Annotated in this window: 13 protein-coding genes; 7 read left to right on the forward strand and 6 right to left on the reverse strand. The window is 65.1% G+C overall.

From position 1 onward, the window contains the following. Positions 1–36 precede the first annotated feature (36 nt). The gene (locus KUV82_RS10005) at positions 37–534 is read right to left on the reverse strand and encodes a hypothetical protein (RefSeq protein WP_219954143.1); all 498 of its coding nucleotides are present in this window, start codon (positions 532–534) and stop codon (positions 37–39) included. 56 nt (positions 535–590) lie between these two features. Continuing rightward, positions 591–3,506 (reverse strand): excinuclease ABC subunit UvrA, encoded by a 2,916-nt coding sequence (uvrA, locus tag KUV82_RS10010; RefSeq protein ID WP_219954144.1) that lies wholly within the window; start codon positions 3,504–3,506, stop codon positions 591–593. 224 nt (positions 3,507–3,730) lie between these two features. Between uvrA and KUV82_RS10015 the strand changes: the two genes are divergently transcribed. The 7 genes from KUV82_RS10015 to KUV82_RS10045 all read left to right on the forward strand — a co-directional run bounded on the left by KUV82_RS10015 (position 3,731) and on the right by KUV82_RS10045 (position 12,491). Next, a complete protein-coding gene (locus tag KUV82_RS10015) occupies positions 3,731–4,909 on the forward strand; it encodes a GGDEF domain-containing protein (RefSeq protein WP_219954145.1) in 1,179 nt (392 codons plus the stop codon). A 164-nt stretch (positions 4,910–5,073) separates the two neighbouring features. Then, positions 5,074–5,967, forward strand: coding sequence for a lysozyme (locus KUV82_RS10020; protein WP_258319718.1), 894 nt, complete (start codon positions 5,074–5,076; stop codon positions 5,965–5,967). A gap of 190 nt (positions 5,968–6,157) precedes the next feature. Then, complete coding sequence (locus tag KUV82_RS10025) at positions 6,158–7,195, forward strand: GGDEF domain-containing protein (RefSeq protein ID WP_219954146.1); 1,038 nt, start codon at positions 6,158–6,160, stop codon at positions 7,193–7,195. Positions 7,196–7,212: 17 nt separating this feature from the next. After that, positions 7,213–7,749, forward strand: a complete 537-nt coding sequence (gene thpR / locus KUV82_RS10030) for an RNA 2',3'-cyclic phosphodiesterase (RefSeq protein WP_219954147.1) — start codon at positions 7,213–7,215, stop codon at positions 7,747–7,749. A gap of 44 nt (positions 7,750–7,793) precedes the next feature. After that, the gene (locus KUV82_RS10035) at positions 7,794–8,573 is read left to right on the forward strand and encodes a LytR/AlgR family response regulator transcription factor (RefSeq protein ID WP_219954148.1); all 780 of its coding nucleotides are present in this window, start codon (positions 7,794–7,796) and stop codon (positions 8,571–8,573) included. 99 nt (positions 8,574–8,672) lie between these two features. Then, positions 8,673–10,079, forward strand: a complete 1,407-nt coding sequence (locus tag KUV82_RS10040; RefSeq protein WP_219954149.1) for an amidohydrolase family protein — start codon at positions 8,673–8,675, stop codon at positions 10,077–10,079. Positions 10,080–10,331: 252 nt separating this feature from the next. Next, positions 10,332–12,491, forward strand: coding sequence for a M3 family metallopeptidase (locus KUV82_RS10045; RefSeq protein WP_375541243.1), 2,160 nt, complete (start codon positions 10,332–10,334; stop codon positions 12,489–12,491). Here KUV82_RS10045 and KUV82_RS10050 read toward each other — a convergent pair whose 3' ends face one another. From KUV82_RS10050 to KUV82_RS10065, 4 genes are read right to left on the reverse strand one after another with little or no spacing between them, the layout of a single operon-like run. Beyond that, positions 12,492–13,220: an ABC transporter ATP-binding protein gene (locus KUV82_RS10050; protein WP_219954151.1), complete on the reverse strand. Its 729-nt coding sequence runs from the start codon at positions 13,218–13,220 to the stop codon at positions 12,492–12,494. Next, entirely contained in the window at positions 13,217–14,170 is a 954-nt protein-coding gene (locus KUV82_RS10055) for a FecCD family ABC transporter permease (protein WP_219954152.1), read from the reverse strand. Before KUV82_RS10055 ends, KUV82_RS10050 begins: the two co-directional genes overlap by 4 nt. Next, complete coding sequence (locus KUV82_RS10060) at positions 14,167–14,982, reverse strand: helical backbone metal receptor (protein WP_219954153.1); 816 nt, start codon at positions 14,980–14,982, stop codon at positions 14,167–14,169. The genes KUV82_RS10055 and KUV82_RS10060 overlap by 4 nt, the downstream gene beginning before the upstream one ends. After that, positions 14,979–17,000, reverse strand: a complete 2,022-nt coding sequence (locus KUV82_RS10065) for a TonB-dependent receptor plug domain-containing protein (protein ID WP_219954154.1) — start codon at positions 16,998–17,000, stop codon at positions 14,979–14,981. The genes KUV82_RS10060 and KUV82_RS10065 overlap by 4 nt, the downstream gene beginning before the upstream one ends. Positions 17,001–17,015 lie beyond the last annotated feature (15 nt).

The raw sequence follows: 17,015 nt of genomic DNA on the forward strand, positions 1-17,015 counted from the left end.
CAGAGCCGCCGCCATGGGAAACGCTCTGACGCGCGCTTAGAGCTTCTTTTCACCAAGAAGCCTTTTGACCTCTCGGACGTATTTTGAAATCTCTGAGATTTTTGAGAGGGAGTTGAAATGGACCGTCAAACCATTGCACCCAACTGCAAACATCATGCTCCCGCGCTCGTTGTTAAACACGATGAAGGATAAGCCGCTTATCTCGAATTCCACTTCCGAGAACTGAAAACGTTCGGTGGTTATATTGGTTGTAGCCAACCTATCCAATGCGGGTATCAACGCGTCGAGATCGCTAAGTTTGACTAAAGTAGCTGCGGTTTGAGGGTAATCGTCGCCGGTGCTGAGTTCGAATCGAGCGAAGTATGAAGCAGAATTGGTATCGGTTATGATGGCTTCACGAGCTTCAACTTGGAGCATGCCATAGCTGAGGCCAGAGACGGAACCCACAGGTGTGTAGCTGCGAATAACGATGCCCTTGACGTCGTCTTCTTCGTCGAACTCAGTAATTACTGGCGCTGTTCGGGCAAGTGTCATTGTTGTCTCCAAGTAGTGTATGCCAGCTACCGCTACACTCCTTTTGCTGAGATAGTCTACTCCGCAGCCTCCCGCTGCCGTTCCAGCATCGGCTTGAGATACTGCCCAGTATAACTCTCCGGCACCTCGGCCACATCCTCCGGCGTACCCTGCGCAACGACCTCGCCGCCCCGCACGCCGCCGCCGGGGCCGAGGTCGAGGATGTGGTCGGCGGTCTTGATGACGTCGAGATTGTGCTCGATCACCACCACCGAATTGCCCTGGTCCACCAGCCGGTGGAGCACTTCGAGGAGCTTCCTCACATCCTCGAAATGGAGGCCCGTGGTGGGCTCGTCGAGGATGTAGAGCGTCTGGCCGGTGCTGCGCTTCGACAGTTCCTTGGCCAGCTTCACGCGCTGCGCCTCGCCGCCTGACAGCGTGGTCGCCTGCTGGCCGACCTTGACGTAGCCCAGCCCCACCTCGTTCAGCATGTGCATCTTGTCGCGGATCGGGGGGACGGCCTTGAAGAAATCCTCCGCATCCTCGATCGTCATGTCGAGCACGTCGGCGATGGAGTGGCCCTTGAACTTCACCTCCAGCGTTTCGCGGTTGTAGCGCTTGCCGCCGCATTCCTCACAGGTGACATAGACGTCGGGCAGGAAGTGCATCTCGATCTTGATCAGGCCGTCGCCCTGGCATGCCTCGCAGCGGCCGCCCTTGACGTTGAAGCTGAAGCGGCCGGGCTTGTAGCCGCGCGCCTGCGCTTCGGGGAGGCCGGCGAACCAGTCGCGGATCTGGGTGAAGGCGCCGGTGTAGGTCGCCGGGTTGGAGCGCGGGGTGCGGCCGATGGGCGACTGGTCGATCTCGATCACCTTGTCGCAATATTCGAGGCCGGTGACCTTGTCGTGCGCGCCCGCCACGATGCGTGCGCCGTTCAGCTGGCGCGCGGCGGAGGCGTAGAGCGTGTCGATGGTGAAGGACGACTTGCCCGAGCCCGAGACGCCGGTGATGCAGGTAAAGGTACCGAGCGGGATGGAGGCGGTGACGTCGTTCAAATTGTTCGCCCGCGCGCCGTGGACGGTGAGCGCGTGCCCGTTGCCCTTGCGGCGCGTCTGCGGGACGGAAATCTCGCGCCGGCCGGTAAGGTAGTCCGCGGTGAGCGACTTCTTCGACTTGAGCACCTGTTTGAGCGTGCCCTGCGCCACCACCTCGCCCCCGCGCACGCCCGCGCCCGGGCCGAGATCGACCACATGGTCCGCCTGGCGGATCGCGTCCTCATCGTGCTCGACCACGATTACCGTGTTGCCGAGATCGCGCAGGCGCTTCAATGTTTCGAGCAGCCGGTCGTTGTCGCGCTGGTGGAGGCCGATGCTGGGCTCGTCGAGCACGTAGAGCACGCCCGAAAGGCCCGAGCCGATCTGCGAGGCGAGGCGGATGCGCTGGCTTTCACCACCCGACAGCGTACCGCTGGTCCGGTCGAGGTTGAGGTAATCGAGCCCGACATTGTCGAGGAAGCCCAGCCGCTCGTTGATTTCCTTCAGGATGGCCTTGGCGATCTGGCTTTGCGTGTCGTTCAGCGCCTCGGGCAGCTTCAGGAAGTACTCCTTCGCATCGGCGACGCTCATCTTGGTGGGCGTGGCGATGTCCGTGCCCGCGATCTTCACCGCCAGCGCCTTCTCGTTGAGGCGCTTGCCGTGGCAGGTCTCGCACGGCTGGCTGGTCTGGAACTTCGACAGCTCCTCGCGCATCCACGCGCTTTCGGTCTGGAGCATGCGGCGGTTGAGGTTGCCGATGACGCCCTCGAACGGCTTCTTGACCGTGTACTCCTTGCGCCCGTCCTTGAAGGTGAGCGGGATGGCGCGGCCCTTGGTGCCGTAGAGGATGATCTCGCGGATCTCGCGGTCGAACTCCTCCCACGGGGTTTCGAGGCTGAACTCGTATTCCTTCGCGAGGGAGGCGAGGACCTGCATGTAATAGGGCGAAGGCGGGTTGCTCTTCGCCCAGGGCACCACCGCGCCCTTCTTGAGGCTGAGCGCCTCGTTCGGCACGACCAGCTGCGGGTCGAACAGCTGCTTCTCGCCGATGCCGTCACAGGTCGGGCACGCCCCCTGCGGCGCGTTGAAGGAGAACAGGCGCGGTTCGACTTCCTCGATTGTGAAACCGGAGACGGGGCAGGAGAACTTCTCCGAAAAGACGATGCGGTTGGCGGGAATGCCCGCCCCCTTCATCGCGCCGCCCGCTGCGCCTTCATCCTCGCGCCCCGGCACCACGCCATCGGCAAGGTCGACATAGGCGAGACCGTCGGCCAACTTCAGCGCCGTCTCGAAACTGTCGGCGAGGCGCGTTTCCAGCCCCTCCTTCACCGCGAGGCGATCGACCACTACCTCGATGTCGTGCTTGAACTTCTTGTCGAGCGCAGGAGCTTCTTCGATCGGATACATCTCGCCGTCGATGCGCACGCGGGTGAAGCCCGCCTTCTGCCACTCGGCCAGTTCCTTGCGGTATTCGCCCTTGCGCCCGCGCACCACGGGCGCGAGCAGATAGAGCCGCGTGCCCTCGGGCAGCGCCATCACGCGGTCAACCATGTTGGAGACGGTCTGCGCCTCGATCGGCAGGCCGGTGGCCGGCGAATACGGCACACCCACCCTCGCCCACAACAGGCGCATGTAGTCGTAAATCTCGGTCACCGTCGCCACCGTCGAGCGCGGGTTGCGGCTCGTCGTCTTCTGCTCGATCGAGATCGCGGGAGAGAGCCCGTCGATGTGCTCGACATCGGGCTTCTGCATCATTTCGAGGAACTGGCGCGCATAGGCCGACAGGCTCTCGACATAACGCCGCTGCCCTTCGGCATAGATCGTGTCGAACGCGAGGCTCGACTTACCCGAGCCGGAAAGACCCGTGATCACGATCAGGCTATCGCGCGGAAGGTCGATATCGACCCCCTTGAGGTTGTGCTCCCGCGCGCCGCGGACGGATATCTTGGTAAGAGCCATGTGGCTAGCGTGTTCCCGAATTGTTCGCATGGGTCAAGGGGCGGTATGAAAGGAGCGCGCCGCGCGCCTCGACGTTCCGCAAATGTGGGGTCGGGCGCAGCTATTGCAACGCCGCACCGTTCGAGAAGGCTCTACGAACCCGTAAACAAAAGTGGGCGATTCGTTTACACTTTCGATGTAGCGCCGATTTTTCAATCGGAGAGAGAGTCTTAGGGTCGCCATCGGTGTCGAACGAACGTCCATTTGACGGCGAGCTCGCCGGCGTGACGTCGCGCGTTCCGGTCGACGACTACGAGATCGAGCGCGAAGCGGTCATCGCCATGCTCGAACGCGAGCGGCGCTCGCTTACCGCAAGCCTGGTCGCCCTCAGCCTGCTGGCCATTGGCGTTGCTATGCTGCCCAACCCGGGGCTCATGGTGGTTCTTCTGGCCCTGCGAGTCGTATCCTTCCTGTTCACCCGCACCGCCGCGTCGCGGCTCGAGAAGAAGGTCCGCGCGCGCGATCCGCTGCGCCGATCACGCTGGATCCTGTTTGGCGCCATGCTGCTGACCGGCGTGACCCTGGCGCTGATGCTCTGGCCGCAGCCGCAGGCGGCGCCGCCTGTCGCGGTAGCCCTCATACAAATCGTCATTATCGTCGCGATCACCCTGATTTCGGTCACGCTGGCTGCGCTGCCCGCTTCGCGCGACGCCATGCTCTTTGCCTTCTGGGGAACGGCCAGCGCGCTGATCCTCTTGCACCCTGCCGATATTGACCCGATGCTGATCGCCGTCATCACGCTGGGCGTAACCGGCGTCCGCATCTACAGCGCCAACACCGGCCAACACATGCGCTCCTCGGCCCGCATCCTGGTCGAGAACCGCGAACTGTCGGAAGACCTTGCGGATGCGCTGGCGCACGCCGAGTTCCTGAGCTGGCGCGATCCGCTGACCGGGCTGTTCAACCGCCGCATGCTCTTCGAGGAAACCCGCAAGGAACGCAGCGCGAGGGCGCGGCACCTGCTGACCATCGATCTTGATCGGTTCAAGGCAATCAACGACACATTCGGTCACGGCGTCGGCGACCATGTCCTCATCGCCGCTGCCGATGCGATACGCGACTGGAGCGCATCGCTTGGCGATCCCGACGAGCATCCTGCCTTCCGGCTCGGCGGAGAGGAGTTCCTGGTTATCCTGCGCGGATTGGATGACACAGCGGCGCTCGACCAGGCAGAGCGCTTGCGGATGCAGATTTCCGCGCTGGAAGACCAGTTTACCGACCATCCGGGCATTGCGATTTCCGCCTCGATCGGCCTCTCGGCCTGGCGCTTTGGCGAAAGCCTCGACGATGCGCTCATGCGCGCCGACATCGCCTGCTACGAGGCCAAGAACACCGGTCGCAACAAGGTCCGCCGCGCGGCCTGAACGCCGGGGACGGGTCCGGCCCGGGCGTGGCTCGACCACGACGAAGCGCGGACCAAAAGCACGCTGCCAACCGTTCTCATAGCAAGACCAACGCCCCCGCAGGGATCTGCCCGGCAGACCGCGGCGCGCAGCATGAGAACACACAGCAGAAAGGTGCCTTCCTCATGGAATCGGACACCCCGACAAAACAAGAACCCGGCCGCCTGCCGCAAAGCAACGCTAAGCTGGAAGCGCTCCTTAAGGAGCTTGACCGCCCTCTTGACGACATCAACTGGTCGCATACGTCCTTGCGGCCGGAAAAAGGGAAGACTCCGAAGAATTTCGTCCAGCGCCTCAGGCGCGAACGTCAGCATCGCCGCGAACTGCGCCGCGCGCGCCGCGCCGCGGCCAAGGCTTTCGGCGTGCGTCCCCGGATGTCCACGCGCAAGCGCGCCACTTTGATGCTGGGCGCCGGCGCCCTGGGCGTTGCCGCCTTTACCGGTCCGCCCAAGCCGCGCTCGGCCACGATGCCAGGCTCGGTCGCAGCGGCCACCGTCAACCCGGGCGAGGAAATCCGTCAGCCGGCCGCGCTCTTGCGCGCCAGCGACGATTTCAAACAGGCGCTCCTAGAGGAGGAGGGCGTGCGCTTTTCCGTCTACCGCGACGTGGCTGGCTATCCCACCGTGGGCGTGGGCCATCTGGTCGAGCCGGGCGACAATTTACGCGTTGGTGATCGCATTAGCGAAGAACGGGTATTGCAGTTCCTCGACGCCGACCTGGTAGAAGCCGAAGAGGGCGTACGGCAACTGGTGGGCGACCTGCCCCTCTACCAGCACGAATTCGACGCGCTGGTCGACCTCGTTTTCAACGTCGGGATCGGCAACGTGTCGCCTTCCGAAAGCCCGCGCCTCAACGCTGCCATCGATGCTGGCGACTACGAGGCGATTGCGAGCGAACTGGACTACACCCACGCCGCCGGACGTGTCGCGCGCGGCCTGCAGTACCGCAGCGAACGCCGAGCGCAGATCTTCATGGACGCCATGTATGAAGACCCACGCGACCTGAGCGCGAACGCATAGGGCCCAAACCCGCCGATACCCTTGCGTTTCGGCGGAATTTCAGCGAAACGCGGCCAAAGGGGAAATACCGCTGACGGTCGCACGAACTCCACATTCGCAGGATGAAAGAGACCGCGAGCGCCTGCTCGTCCTGGTCCGATCGACTGCGGAGATCGAGCGCAGGACGCTGATCGCGAACATCCTCGGCACGTTGCTGATCGTTGGCTTTGCACAATGGCTGCCGAACGCTGCCGACTTCTACCTGCCCATGCTGCTGCGCTTCATTGCGCTTTTCGGCACTGCAATGCTCTACGAGACGATCCGGCGCAGGCTTGCGGAGAACGCAAGCGTGCTTGTGCCCCTGCGGCTCGCTGTTGCCATCGCGGCGTTTGCCGGGGCGAGCTGGGCATCGCTGGTGATACCGGTATTCCTTGAACCCGCGCTCCATCCCGCATCCTACATCGTGACTGCCGGGGTGTTCATTTCGGTCGCCCTGGTGATCACGAGCACCGCGGCGATCAAGCGCATTTCAGTGCCCTTCGCCCTCGGCTTTCTCGGGACATTCCTTTCCGCTCTCTTTTTTACCACGCTGGAAATGGCGCTCTGGTTGGGTATCGGTCTCACATTCGTCATGGGTGCGATCGGGGTATTCGCCATCGGCGCCGCGCGTCAGCGGCGTGAAGCGGCCGACTTGCTGATCGAGAACCAGTTGCTGACCGAAGACCTTGAGGAAGCGCTCGCAAACGCCGAGTTCCTCGCCGTACGCGATCCTCTGACCGGGCTCTACAACCGCCGGGCCCTGTTCGAGGACAGGCTCTATGAAGGCGCCCCGGGTGATCGCCATCATGTGATGATCGTCGATCTCGACAACTTCAAGCAGGTCAACGACCGGTACGGCCACGATATGGGAGACAAGGTTCTCATCAGAGTAGCCGATGTATTTCGGGAGGTCCTCCGGGACCTTCCTGGTGAAGCCCACTTCGCGGCCCGGCTCGGCGGTGAGGAATTCGCTGTGTTCCTTGGGATGGACAACGATGCTGCCGCCGACCGGACGGCCGCCGCCTTGAAGGGCAGGATTGCCGACGCAGCGGCCGGCCTTGGTCTATCGGATGGCCTCGCCACCGCCTCGATCGGTCTCACGCATATGAACCGCGGGGAAGGAATCGGCGATGCTCTCCAGCGGGCCGACAACGCCTTGTATGGAGCGAAGCAAGGCGGCCGGAACCGGGTGCGCCGCGAGACCGCGTAACAGGTGAACCTGACTGCATGACCCATCGTCTGTTCGTCGGCATCCGTCCGCCAGAAACTATCCGCGACGCTCTGCTCGACCTGATGGAGGGTGTCGACCATGCGCGCTGGCAAGACGACGACCAGCTCCACCTTACCCTGCGCTACATTGGCGAGGTCGACACTCACCAGGGCGACGAGCTGGCCGAGCGCCTGCGTCTCACCGACACCGATCCTTTCGAGCTGACCGTCGCGGGCACCGGCGTGTTCGAGAAGAAAGGGCACGCGCACACGCTGTGGGTCGGGATCGAGCCGAACAAGGAACTCGTCGCCCTTCAGCGCCGCATCGAGCGCGCCTGTGTAACGTTCGGCCTCGAGCCGGAGCACCGCAAGTACCACCCGCACATCACGCTCGCACGGCTGAACCGTTCGGTGGGACCGATTGCGCCGTTCCTAGCGCGCACCGCGTCTTTCAGGCTCCCGCCATTCCCGGTCGAAGCCTACCTGCTCTATGAAAGCACGCTGCGACCCGAAGGCTCACTATACGAACCCGTGGTGCGCTACGCACTCGCCTGATCCGAAGCGCTTGACCTTCAAGACGGATTGGCCAAACTCGCCCCATGACCGCCCGCAGCCTGCCCTTTCGCATCGCCCTGGGCCTGCTTGCTGTCGCTGCCGCGCTCTATTTCGTGCTTTTCGCCATCGTCCAGTCCTCGCCCCTTGCAACGGCGCTGACCGCGACGCTGGCCAATGTGCTGACGTTGGCGCTGCTCGGATTGGGCGTGCGCTGGCTGGTCCGACTGCTTGGCACGCGGCTTTCCCCTCTCGCGCTGCTCGCTCTGCATGGCGGCGGCGCCTTCGTGTTCGCGCTGCTATGGTTCTGGCTTCTCATGGTAGCGCTCGGCGTGCTGGGAGGGGACAACGCCGTCACCTTCTCGGTCAGCCCCTTCACCGGTGCAGCGGCCGCCTGGCAGCTCAAGCAAGGCTTTGCCTATTATGCCGTCTTCGCCGTGCTCGCGCATTGGGAGCTGGCCCTGCCAACGCTGCGCGCACGGGAGGTGACCTCGGCCGAAGCCAGCCCCGCCCGGCAATTCGTGAAGGACGGTGACGAGACCGTCCCCCTCGATCCGCAGCGGGTGTTCTATTTCTCCGGCGCAGGCGACTATGCCGAGATGCATGCGTTGGGTGGTTCGCGCTTGCTTCGCACTTCACTTTCCGAGCTGGAGGAGACCCTGGGGGATCGGTTCATGCGGGTCCACCGCTCGCTGCTCGTCAATCTCGACAAGGTGGAACGGATGGAACCGGCTGGCAGCGGCCGGCTGGCCCTGCACATGGCCAATGGCGATACGGTCACCGCCTCGCGCACCGGATCGAAAGCAATCCGCACCCGCACGCTCTAGCGACCGTTCACCGACAGGCGCGACCGTTCACCGACGCGCGGTCGCATTCCGCGGAAAATCGCGCCGCTAGCTGGTGTCGCGCACTCATACCTCCCGGCCATGAAGAACCCCGTCCACCGGCTCGCCGCCGCCTTCGCCCTCCTCGCACTGCCCATGCAGGCTACTGCTTCCCACGCGCGCACGGTCATCGCCAACACGACCGTGATCCCGATCAGCAGTGAGGGTGCCCTTCCCGGACACGACATCGTCATCGAGGACGGTCGCATCACGGCGGTGGTCCCGCACGACCGGGCCCGCCCCCTTGAGGGCGACACGGTCTACGACGGCACGGACCTGTTCGCTATCCCGGGCCTCTGGGATGGCCACACGCACATCGCCTCGCGCGATGGCCCCAACCGCGATGGCGAAGAAGCGTCCGTCCATCTCGAAGGCCCCGAAGCCCGCGATACACTGACCCGCCGCCTCGACGCTTATCTCGCTTGGGGCGTCACTTCCGTGCGCGATACCGGCATGCGGCTCGACCTCGTGCCTGTTGTGCGCGCGATCGAGGGCGAACGGCCCACCCCGCGCGTCGCGCTTTCCGGCCCACTACTCGAAGGTCCGCGTCACCAGTGGAGCAAGGACGTCGAGCTTAATCTCGAAGGCCCCGAAGACGCAGAACCGGCGGTCGCAAGGCTTTCGGGCGCAGGTGTCGATTTCCTCAAGGTCTACGGCGGACTCAACCCGGAAACGCTTGCCGCCGTGAAGACCGCCGCCGACGCGCGCGGCCTTGCGCTGGCAGGGCACATCCCCTTCACCGTCACCACGCGCGAGGCTGTACGCGGCGGGCTCACCGACATCGAGCACACCTATGTGAACCTCATCAAGGATTGCACAGAAGCGGGCAATGGCGCCTTCGGCTCTGTGCTCGGCGCGTGGATGCGCGAAGGCTATACGGGCCGCTATACGCGGTTTCTCGAACTCTACGACGGGCATGACCGCGCCCAGTGCGATGCTCTGTTCGCCGAGCTGGGAGAGCGCGGAACCTTCGTGACCATCACGCCGCAGCTCGACTTGCCGCTGCGACTGGTGATGGACGAAGAGGCCCTCGCCGCACTCTCGCCTGCCGCGCGCGGCGGCTGCCGCAACACGCTGGAGGCGCAGGAGAGTGTCGCTCCCGAACTGGAAGCGCGCATGATGGCCGCCCTACGCGATCATTACGCGCGACTCGCCGGCGCCGGCGTGACGCTGGTTGCCGGGAGCGATGCACCGACCGATTGCCAAGGCTTTGGCCGGGCGCTGCACAAGGTGCTCGAACTGCATGTTGCGCTAGGCCTCAGCGAGCAGGACGCGCTCGCCTCGGCAACCCTGAACGCGGCCCGCCTCGTCGGGGTAGCGGACGCCGGATACCTTGCCGAAGGAGCGCAGGCGGACATGGTCCTGCTGACCGCCAATCCGCTGGAGGATATCACCGCAACCCGCGCAATCGCGGCTGTCATGCGCCAGGGCGCATTTATCACGCGGTGAGCCCGCAAACCCGCAGGAACCGGCGGCAAGGCCCGCGCGTTCGACCAATGTAGCAAAACCGCCGACCGGCGACGTGCGCGCGCTTGCGCGCGTGCTTGATCGCCCTCTATCGGGTTTTGCATTGTCGCATTACCCGCGCCCGGCGTCCGCCCGGCGCGTCCATCCTTTGAGGGGAACACCATGAAGGCCCGCATTCTGGCTACCACTGCCGTAGCCGCCCTTTCCATCGCCGCAGCAACGGGAACACCCGCCATGGCGCAAGACAGCTCTTCCGAGCAGTCGGCCTCCTGGGCCGCTGCCTATTTCGCCAACGACAGCACGCTGCCGTTCCACGCGCCGGCGTTCGACAAGATTTCGGAAGACGCCTACCTGCCCGCCTTCGAGACGAGCATGGCGATCCACATGGGCGAGATCGAGGCGATCAAGAACAATCCCGAAGCGCCCACCTTCGAAAACACCATCGTCGCGCTGGAAACTTCCGGCGACATGCTGACCCGCGTGGCGCGCGTGTTCTTCGCGCTGACCGGTTCGAACACGACCGACACGCTCGATGCCATCAACACTGAAATCAGCCCTAAGCTGACCGCGCACGGCGATGCCATCACCCTCGACCCGGTGCTCTTCGCGCGCGTCAAGGCGGTCTACGACGCCCGCGAGACGCTCGGCCTTGAAGGCGAAGACCTGACGCTGCTCGAAAACACCTATGACGGCATGGTCCAGGCCGGCGCGCTGCTGACCGATGCCGAGCGCGAGCAGGTGAAGGAGATCAACTCCAAGCTGTCCACGCTGACCACCGAATTCGGCCAGGCCGCCCGTTCGGCAATGAGCGACAACCCGGTTTTCTTCGACAGCCGCGACGACCTTGCCGGCCTGTCGGACGCCGACATCCAGTCGGCCGCAGACCTCGCAGCCGAAAACGGCCAGCCGGGCAAGTTCGCCATCGCGCTGCAGAACACCACCCAGCAGCCGCTCCTTCCGACCATGGAAAACCGCGCGGCTCGCGAAAAGCTGTTCAAGGCCAGCTACCACCGTGCCGATGGCCAGATGGATGTCGACACGCGCATGCTGATCGCGCAGATCGCCACGCTGCGCGCCGAAAAGGCCGCGCTGTTCGGCAAGCCCGATTGGGCGACCTACGCCATGTGGAACCGCATGGCCGAAAAGCCCAAGACCGCGCTCGACTTCATGGAACAGATGGTCCCGGCCCTCGCTGCAACGCAGCGCCGCGAGGCTGAAATGCTGAACGAAGCGATTGCTGCCGATGGCGGCGATTACGAGGTCAAGCCGTGGGACTGGTACCGCTACGCCAACAAGATCAAGGCCGAGCGCTACGATCTCGATGAAGACGCGGTGATGGAATATTTCGTGCTCGACAAGGTGCTCGAGGACGGCGTGTTCTTCATGGCCGAGAAGCTCTACGGCCTCACCTTCCAGCGTCGCACCGACCTGCCGGTCTACCACCCCGATGTATGGACCTACACCGTCTTTGACCGTGACGGGTCGGAGCTTGGCCTGTTCTACTTCGACCCGTTCCAGCGCGCATCGAAGCGCGGCGGTGCGTGGATGAGCAACTTCGTCTCGCAGAGCCACCTCTCGGGCAACAAGCCGGTCATCTACAACGTCCTCAACATCCCGAAGGCGCCCGAAGGCGAAACGCAGCTGGTCAGCTTCGACTGGGTGAACACCACCTTCCACGAATTCGGCCACGCGCTGCACGGCTTCTTCGCCGACCAGAAGTTCGAAAGCCTTTCGGGCACGGCCACGGCGCGCGACTTCGTCGAATACCCGAGCCAGGTCCACGAGATGTGGGCCACCTGGCCGAGCGTGCTGTCGAACTATGCCAAGCACTACGAAACGGGCGAAACCATCCCCGACGAGATGATCGCCAAGATCGAGGAAGCGGCCAAGTTCAATCAGGGCTACGATTTCGGTGAAGTCGTTGAAGCCGCGCTGCTCGATATGAAGTGGAGCGCGCTGTCGCCCGAAGAAGCGGCTGCGATCGACATGCCGGAGAAGGTCGACGCCTTCGAACGCAAGGCGCTGGAAGAGCTCGGTCTCGAGATCGGCCTCGTCCCGCCGCGCTACCGCAGCACTTACTTCAACCACATCTTCAGCTCGCCCTCGGGCTACTCGGCCGGCTACTACAGCTACCTGTGGACCGAGATGCTGGACCGTGACAGCCGCAAGTGGTTCATCGAAAACGGCGGCATGACCCGCGAAAACGGCGATCACTACCGCGCCACCGTGCTCAGCCGCGGCGGCACGATGGACTATTTCGACATGTTCGAAAACTTCGCCGGCCGGGCGCCCGATGTGGGCCCGATGCTAGCCGCGCGCGGCCTCACCTCGGGTGAGGAAGCGGTCGACAGCGAAGTGTCCGACGGCGCTCTGCCCGCCGACAAGGTGGACTGATCAGCCGCTGATCAGGGCCCGGTGGCCCGGCTCGCCGATCCACCGGACCGGAACTTTCCAGACGCGCTCGATCACCCGGTGGTCGAGCGCGTCTTCGCATGCGCCGTCGGCGGCCACGCGGCCCTCTTCGAGTACGATGACGCGGTCGGCATGGTTCATGGCGTGGGCGAGATCGTGGAGGACAAGGACCACGCCAGCCCCTGCTTCGGCCGCGCGGCGCAGGTGGCGCAGGAGTGCAAGCTGGTGGCCGATATCGAGCGCGGCGAGCGGTTCATCGGCGAGGATCCATTCGGGCTCGCCGGCCAGCACGCGGGCCAGCAGCACCCGCGCAGTCTCGCCGCCAGAGAGCGACTGCGCGCGGCGGCCCGCGAGGTGCGCAATGTCGAGCGCTTCGAGCGCCGCTTCGACCGGCTCAGCCCGCCGGTCGCCATGCGGCATGCGGCCCAGCTCGACGAGGCTCCGGACGGGCACATCCCAGGCAATTTCATGCGCTTGCGGGAGATAGCCGAGACGCTTTGCACGCTCTTTCGGCTCCAGCGCGGCCAGCGCCTCGCCCGTGAGCAAAACCGATCCCGAAGCGGGAGGCAGCAGGCCGGCCAGCGCTTCGAGCAGCGTCGACTTGCCCGCCCCGTTGGGGCCGCAGATGGCGGTGATCCGGCCCGGCTCAAGCGACAGTGAGACGCCCGAGAGGCGCTCAGCGACCGTCAGTCTGTCGGTCGAAAGGGTCATACCAGCCCCCTCCTCATCCGCAGCAGGAGCCAGAGGAAGAACGGCGCGCCGAGCAGGCTCAGGGCAATGCCCAGGCGCAGTTCGGTGACGAAGGGCAGCACGCGCACCGCGCTGTCGGCCAGCAGCACAAGCAAGGCGCCGGCAAGCGCGCTCGGCACGATCAGTTGCGATGGCCGACGGTCGGTCAGCGGGCGCACAAGGTGCGGCACGATCAGACCAACGAAGCCGATAATGCCCGCCACCGCAACGCTCGCGCCCACGGTCAGGCCGATCCCGGCGATCAGCAGCCAGAGAAGCTTGCGCGTATCAACGCCGAGCGAGCGGGCCACCAGTTCGCCCAGCGTCAGCGCATCAAGCGAGCGGCCACTACGCCACAGCAGCAGCACGCCCAGCGCAACCAGCGGCGCGGCCAGCGTGACTTCGCGCCAACTGCGGTCGGTCAGCGCGCCGTTGAGCCACAGCACGATCTCGCTCATGGCAAAGGCGTTGGGCGCCATGCTGATGGCGAGCGCGGTCAGCGCGCCGGCAAGGCTCGCCACCATCAGGCCGGCCAAAGTGAACAGCGCAATGCCCCCCGTTCGCCCGGCAATCGCAGCGAGCAGCGCCATCGCCCCGCCCGCGCCGATAAGCGCGAAAGCCGGGAGCAGCCATGGTGAGACCGCATAGCCGAACCACAGCGCGGCGACTGCGCCCAGCGCTGCGCCGGGGGCAATACCGAAGAGGCCCGGATCGGCCAACGGATTGCGCAGGTAGCCCTGCATCGCCGCCCCGCTCGCCCCCAGCCCTGCGCCCACGATGATCGCGAGGAGCGCGCGGGGAAGGCGCAGTTCGGACAGGATAAGCGCCGCATTGGGGGTCGCGGAAGGATCGAGCCAGACGCGGCCCGCCAGCAGCGAGAGCGGCAGGGCCAGCGCGAGCAGCCCCGCGAAGATCCACGCGGCGCGGTTCACAGCGCCGCCTCCCGGATTGCGGCCAGTCGCTCGGCGGCGCGGATGATCGTCGGTCCGCCGCAATAGAGCAGCTGCGTGTCGAATGCGGCGCGGTGCATGCCGGGCAGGCGATCGAGCGCCGGGTGCTGCTGGCTGCGCTCGCCGCCAGCGACAAGCAGCACCTTCGGCGGGTTGGCCACCACATCCTCAAGCGCAACGAAGTCCGCTTGCGACAACCCGCGCGCGGGCGCGGCGTTGCGAAAACCGGTGCGCGCGAGGAGGTCGCTCACCAACTCCTGCTCGCCCGCGACGATGCCGCCGGGCTGCCACAGCAGCGCCTCCACCCTTTCGCCGCTTTCCGGTTCGGCAGCGGCAAGCGCGCGCTCGATGCGCGCCGCCAGCGCTTCTCCGGCCCCGGCGTTGCCCGCGAGCGCCGCGAGTTCGCGCACTTGCGCGAGGCTGCTCTCGACATCGGCGATCATGCCGAATGTGACGACCTCGATGCCGAGGTCGCCCAGCGCTGCGCGGGTCGCGGGCGCAAGGAAAGTGCTGGCCACAACCACATCGGGATCGAGTGCGAGGATTTCCTCTACCGTTCCTCCGGTGGCGGCAAAGCCCGCGGCGTCCTCGGGTGCCATGGAGCTGGCGCGCGGATCCTTGCTGTAGTGCGAAATCGCCAGCAGCTGGCCCGGCGCGGCTACCTCGGCAAGGATCGCGTCCGTGCAGGGGTTGAGGCTGACGATCGTCGGCCCCTCGCCCCCGGGCGCCCGCGCCGGCCCGCTGCCCGCGCAGGACGCGAGCAGGAGGCACAGCGCGGGCAGGAAACGCGTCACATCCGCGCCCTCACTCCGATGAACCCGCTGCGCCCGGCGGTGTTGTAGCCCGCCACTGTCTGGTAATCGGCGCCAAACAGGTTCTCGATCCGGCCATAGACTTCAAGCGTTTCGCCCAGTGGCAATGCGGCACGCAGGTCCACGACCTCATAGCCTTCGAGACGAACGGTGTTGGCCGCGTTGTCGAAGCTTTCGCCGACAAAGCGCACATCGGCACCCAGCTTCAGGCCGGTCGTCGACGGACGCGCCAGGAGCCCCGTCTCCCAATCGGCGAACAATGTGCCGGACACCTGCGGCCGGCGTGCAAGCTCGAGACCCGTGGTGCGATCTTCGGCATCGAGCAGGGTGAACACGCCTGCGACGCGCAAGGTGCCGGTAACGTCGAAACCCGCCTCTGCCTCGAACCCCTGCGCGCGCGCCTGTGCGACATTGTCATAGGTGCCGAAGGGGCGACCGGTGCAAATCGTTGAGGCTACACCAAAGCAGGACACGAAGCTGATGAGGTCCTCGCTATCGCGGCGGAAAGCGGTGAGCGCGACATGCGTGCCCCGGCCGCGTGTGCCTTTCTCGACGCCGAGGTCGAAGCTGGTGCTTTCTTCCGGCTGCAGCGCTGCATTGCCGAAATTGGACAGGAGCTGGAACAGCGTCGGGGCCTTGAAGCCTTCGCCAAGGCTCGCCCGAACACGCCAGTCGTCGCCAAAGCCGTAGGACACATCCGCACCGTAGCTCGCGTTGCTGCCGAACAGCGAATGGTCGTCCACGCGCGAGCCGACATGCGCGGCAAAGCGGCCCATCACGAAGCCCAGCTGGACATAGGCGCCAAAGATGTCCGCCTCGCCATCGGGGCTGAAGCTGGCCGAATAGTCGGTCCACTCCTTCTCCGCGCCGAAGGCCACGGTGACCGGGCCGATCGCCCGGTACTCTCCGCGCAGGGACACGCGCTGGGATTCGCCATCGGAGGCAAAGGTGGTCGTGCCCGCCGCGTCGCGGTTGTCGCGTTCGGTATTCGAGAGCGAGAACGCGCCGCGCAGGGTCAGGTCGCCGCCGTAATAGGCAAAGCCGACATCGCCCCAGTGGCGGCGCGTTTCCTGCGTTTCCAGCGTGTCGGAAAAGGCGAATGTCGGCGGCGGGAAGCCGTCGAGATCGAGATCGCCCTCGCTCCAGTTGGCGTGGGCGAAGACCTCCAGATTGTCGGTCACGTCAACGAAGACCTGCCCGCCCAGCGCCAGCTGCTCGAAGCCGTCCTTCTCGGTGCCGCTGGCCGCGGTCGAGAAGCCGTCGGTGCGGTAGAAGGAGCCGGTCAGCCCGGCATAGAAGCCCTGGCCATCCACGCCGGCCGCCGCGCTGGCGAACAGCGTGTCGCGCGATCCGTACTCGATATTTCCGCTCGCGCCAGTCTCGCCGCGGGTCGAGATGTCAACGACCCCGCCGATCGCCTCAGATCCCCAGATCGTGCTGTTTGACCCGCGCAGGATGTCGAACTTGGAGGCCGTGCCGAGGAGCAGGTTGCTGAAGTCGAAGCCTCCACCGGGCGAGGCCGGATCGGCGACGCGAACACCATCGACCAACACCAGAAGTTGCTCAGAATTCGCGCCGCGCAAGTTGACGCCGGTAAAGCCGCCCACCCCGCCATTGCGGCTGAGAGTCACGCCGGGTGTGCGCTGCAGCACGCGGGTCGCGTCGGCGCCCTGGATACTCTCGATCTCCTCGCGATCGATCACGGTAACGGCCTGTCCGGTCGAGGCGACCGGGGTGGCAAGGCCGTTCGCCGTCACGGTAATCGTGGGCCGCACCATGTCACCAAACACAATGCTGTCGTCGACGCTCACCGGGACCGGCTCACCAAGGTCATCCGCACTTCGGCGCGGATGCGGAACGAAGAGCGCGCCATCCGGGGTGACGCACACTTCGGTCAGCGGAGTGACCTCGGCGGGCGGGCACGGCTCGTGCTCGGCCTCCTGCGCCTGAACGGCAACCGGAAATGCAGATATACTTAGAAGAAACAGAAATTTACGCACAATACCTCCTATCAC

It is taken from the genome of Qipengyuania flava, assembly GCF_019448255.1.
Classification (GTDB): Bacteria; Pseudomonadota; Alphaproteobacteria; order Sphingomonadales; family Sphingomonadaceae; genus Qipengyuania; species Qipengyuania flava_A.

What these genes read in the sequence shown, in the direction of transcription:
- KUV82_RS10005 (WP_219954143.1), bottom strand. Translation starts at nt 534, where the DNA reads ATGACACTTGCCCGAACAGCGCCAGTAATTACTGAGTTCGACGAAGAA.
- uvrA (WP_219954144.1), bottom strand. Translation starts at nt 3,506, where the DNA reads ATGGCTCTTACCAAGATATCCGTCCGCGGCGCGCGGGAGCACAACCTC.
- KUV82_RS10020 (WP_258319718.1), top strand. Translation starts at nt 5,074, where the DNA reads ATGGAATCGGACACCCCGACAAAACAAGAACCCGGCCGCCTGCCGCAA.
- thpR (WP_219954147.1), top strand. Translation starts at nt 7,213, where the DNA reads ATGACCCATCGTCTGTTCGTCGGCATCCGTCCGCCAGAAACTATCCGC.
- KUV82_RS10035 (WP_219954148.1), top strand. Translation starts at nt 7,794, where the DNA reads ATGACCGCCCGCAGCCTGCCCTTTCGCATCGCCCTGGGCCTGCTTGCT.
- KUV82_RS10040 (WP_219954149.1), top strand. Translation starts at nt 8,673, where the DNA reads ATGAAGAACCCCGTCCACCGGCTCGCCGCCGCCTTCGCCCTCCTCGCA.
- KUV82_RS10045 (WP_375541243.1), top strand. Translation starts at nt 10,332, where the DNA reads ATGGCGCAAGACAGCTCTTCCGAGCAGTCGGCCTCCTGGGCCGCTGCC.
- KUV82_RS10050 (WP_219954151.1), bottom strand. Translation starts at nt 13,220, where the DNA reads ATGACCCTTTCGACCGACAGACTGACGGTCGCTGAGCGCCTCTCGGGC.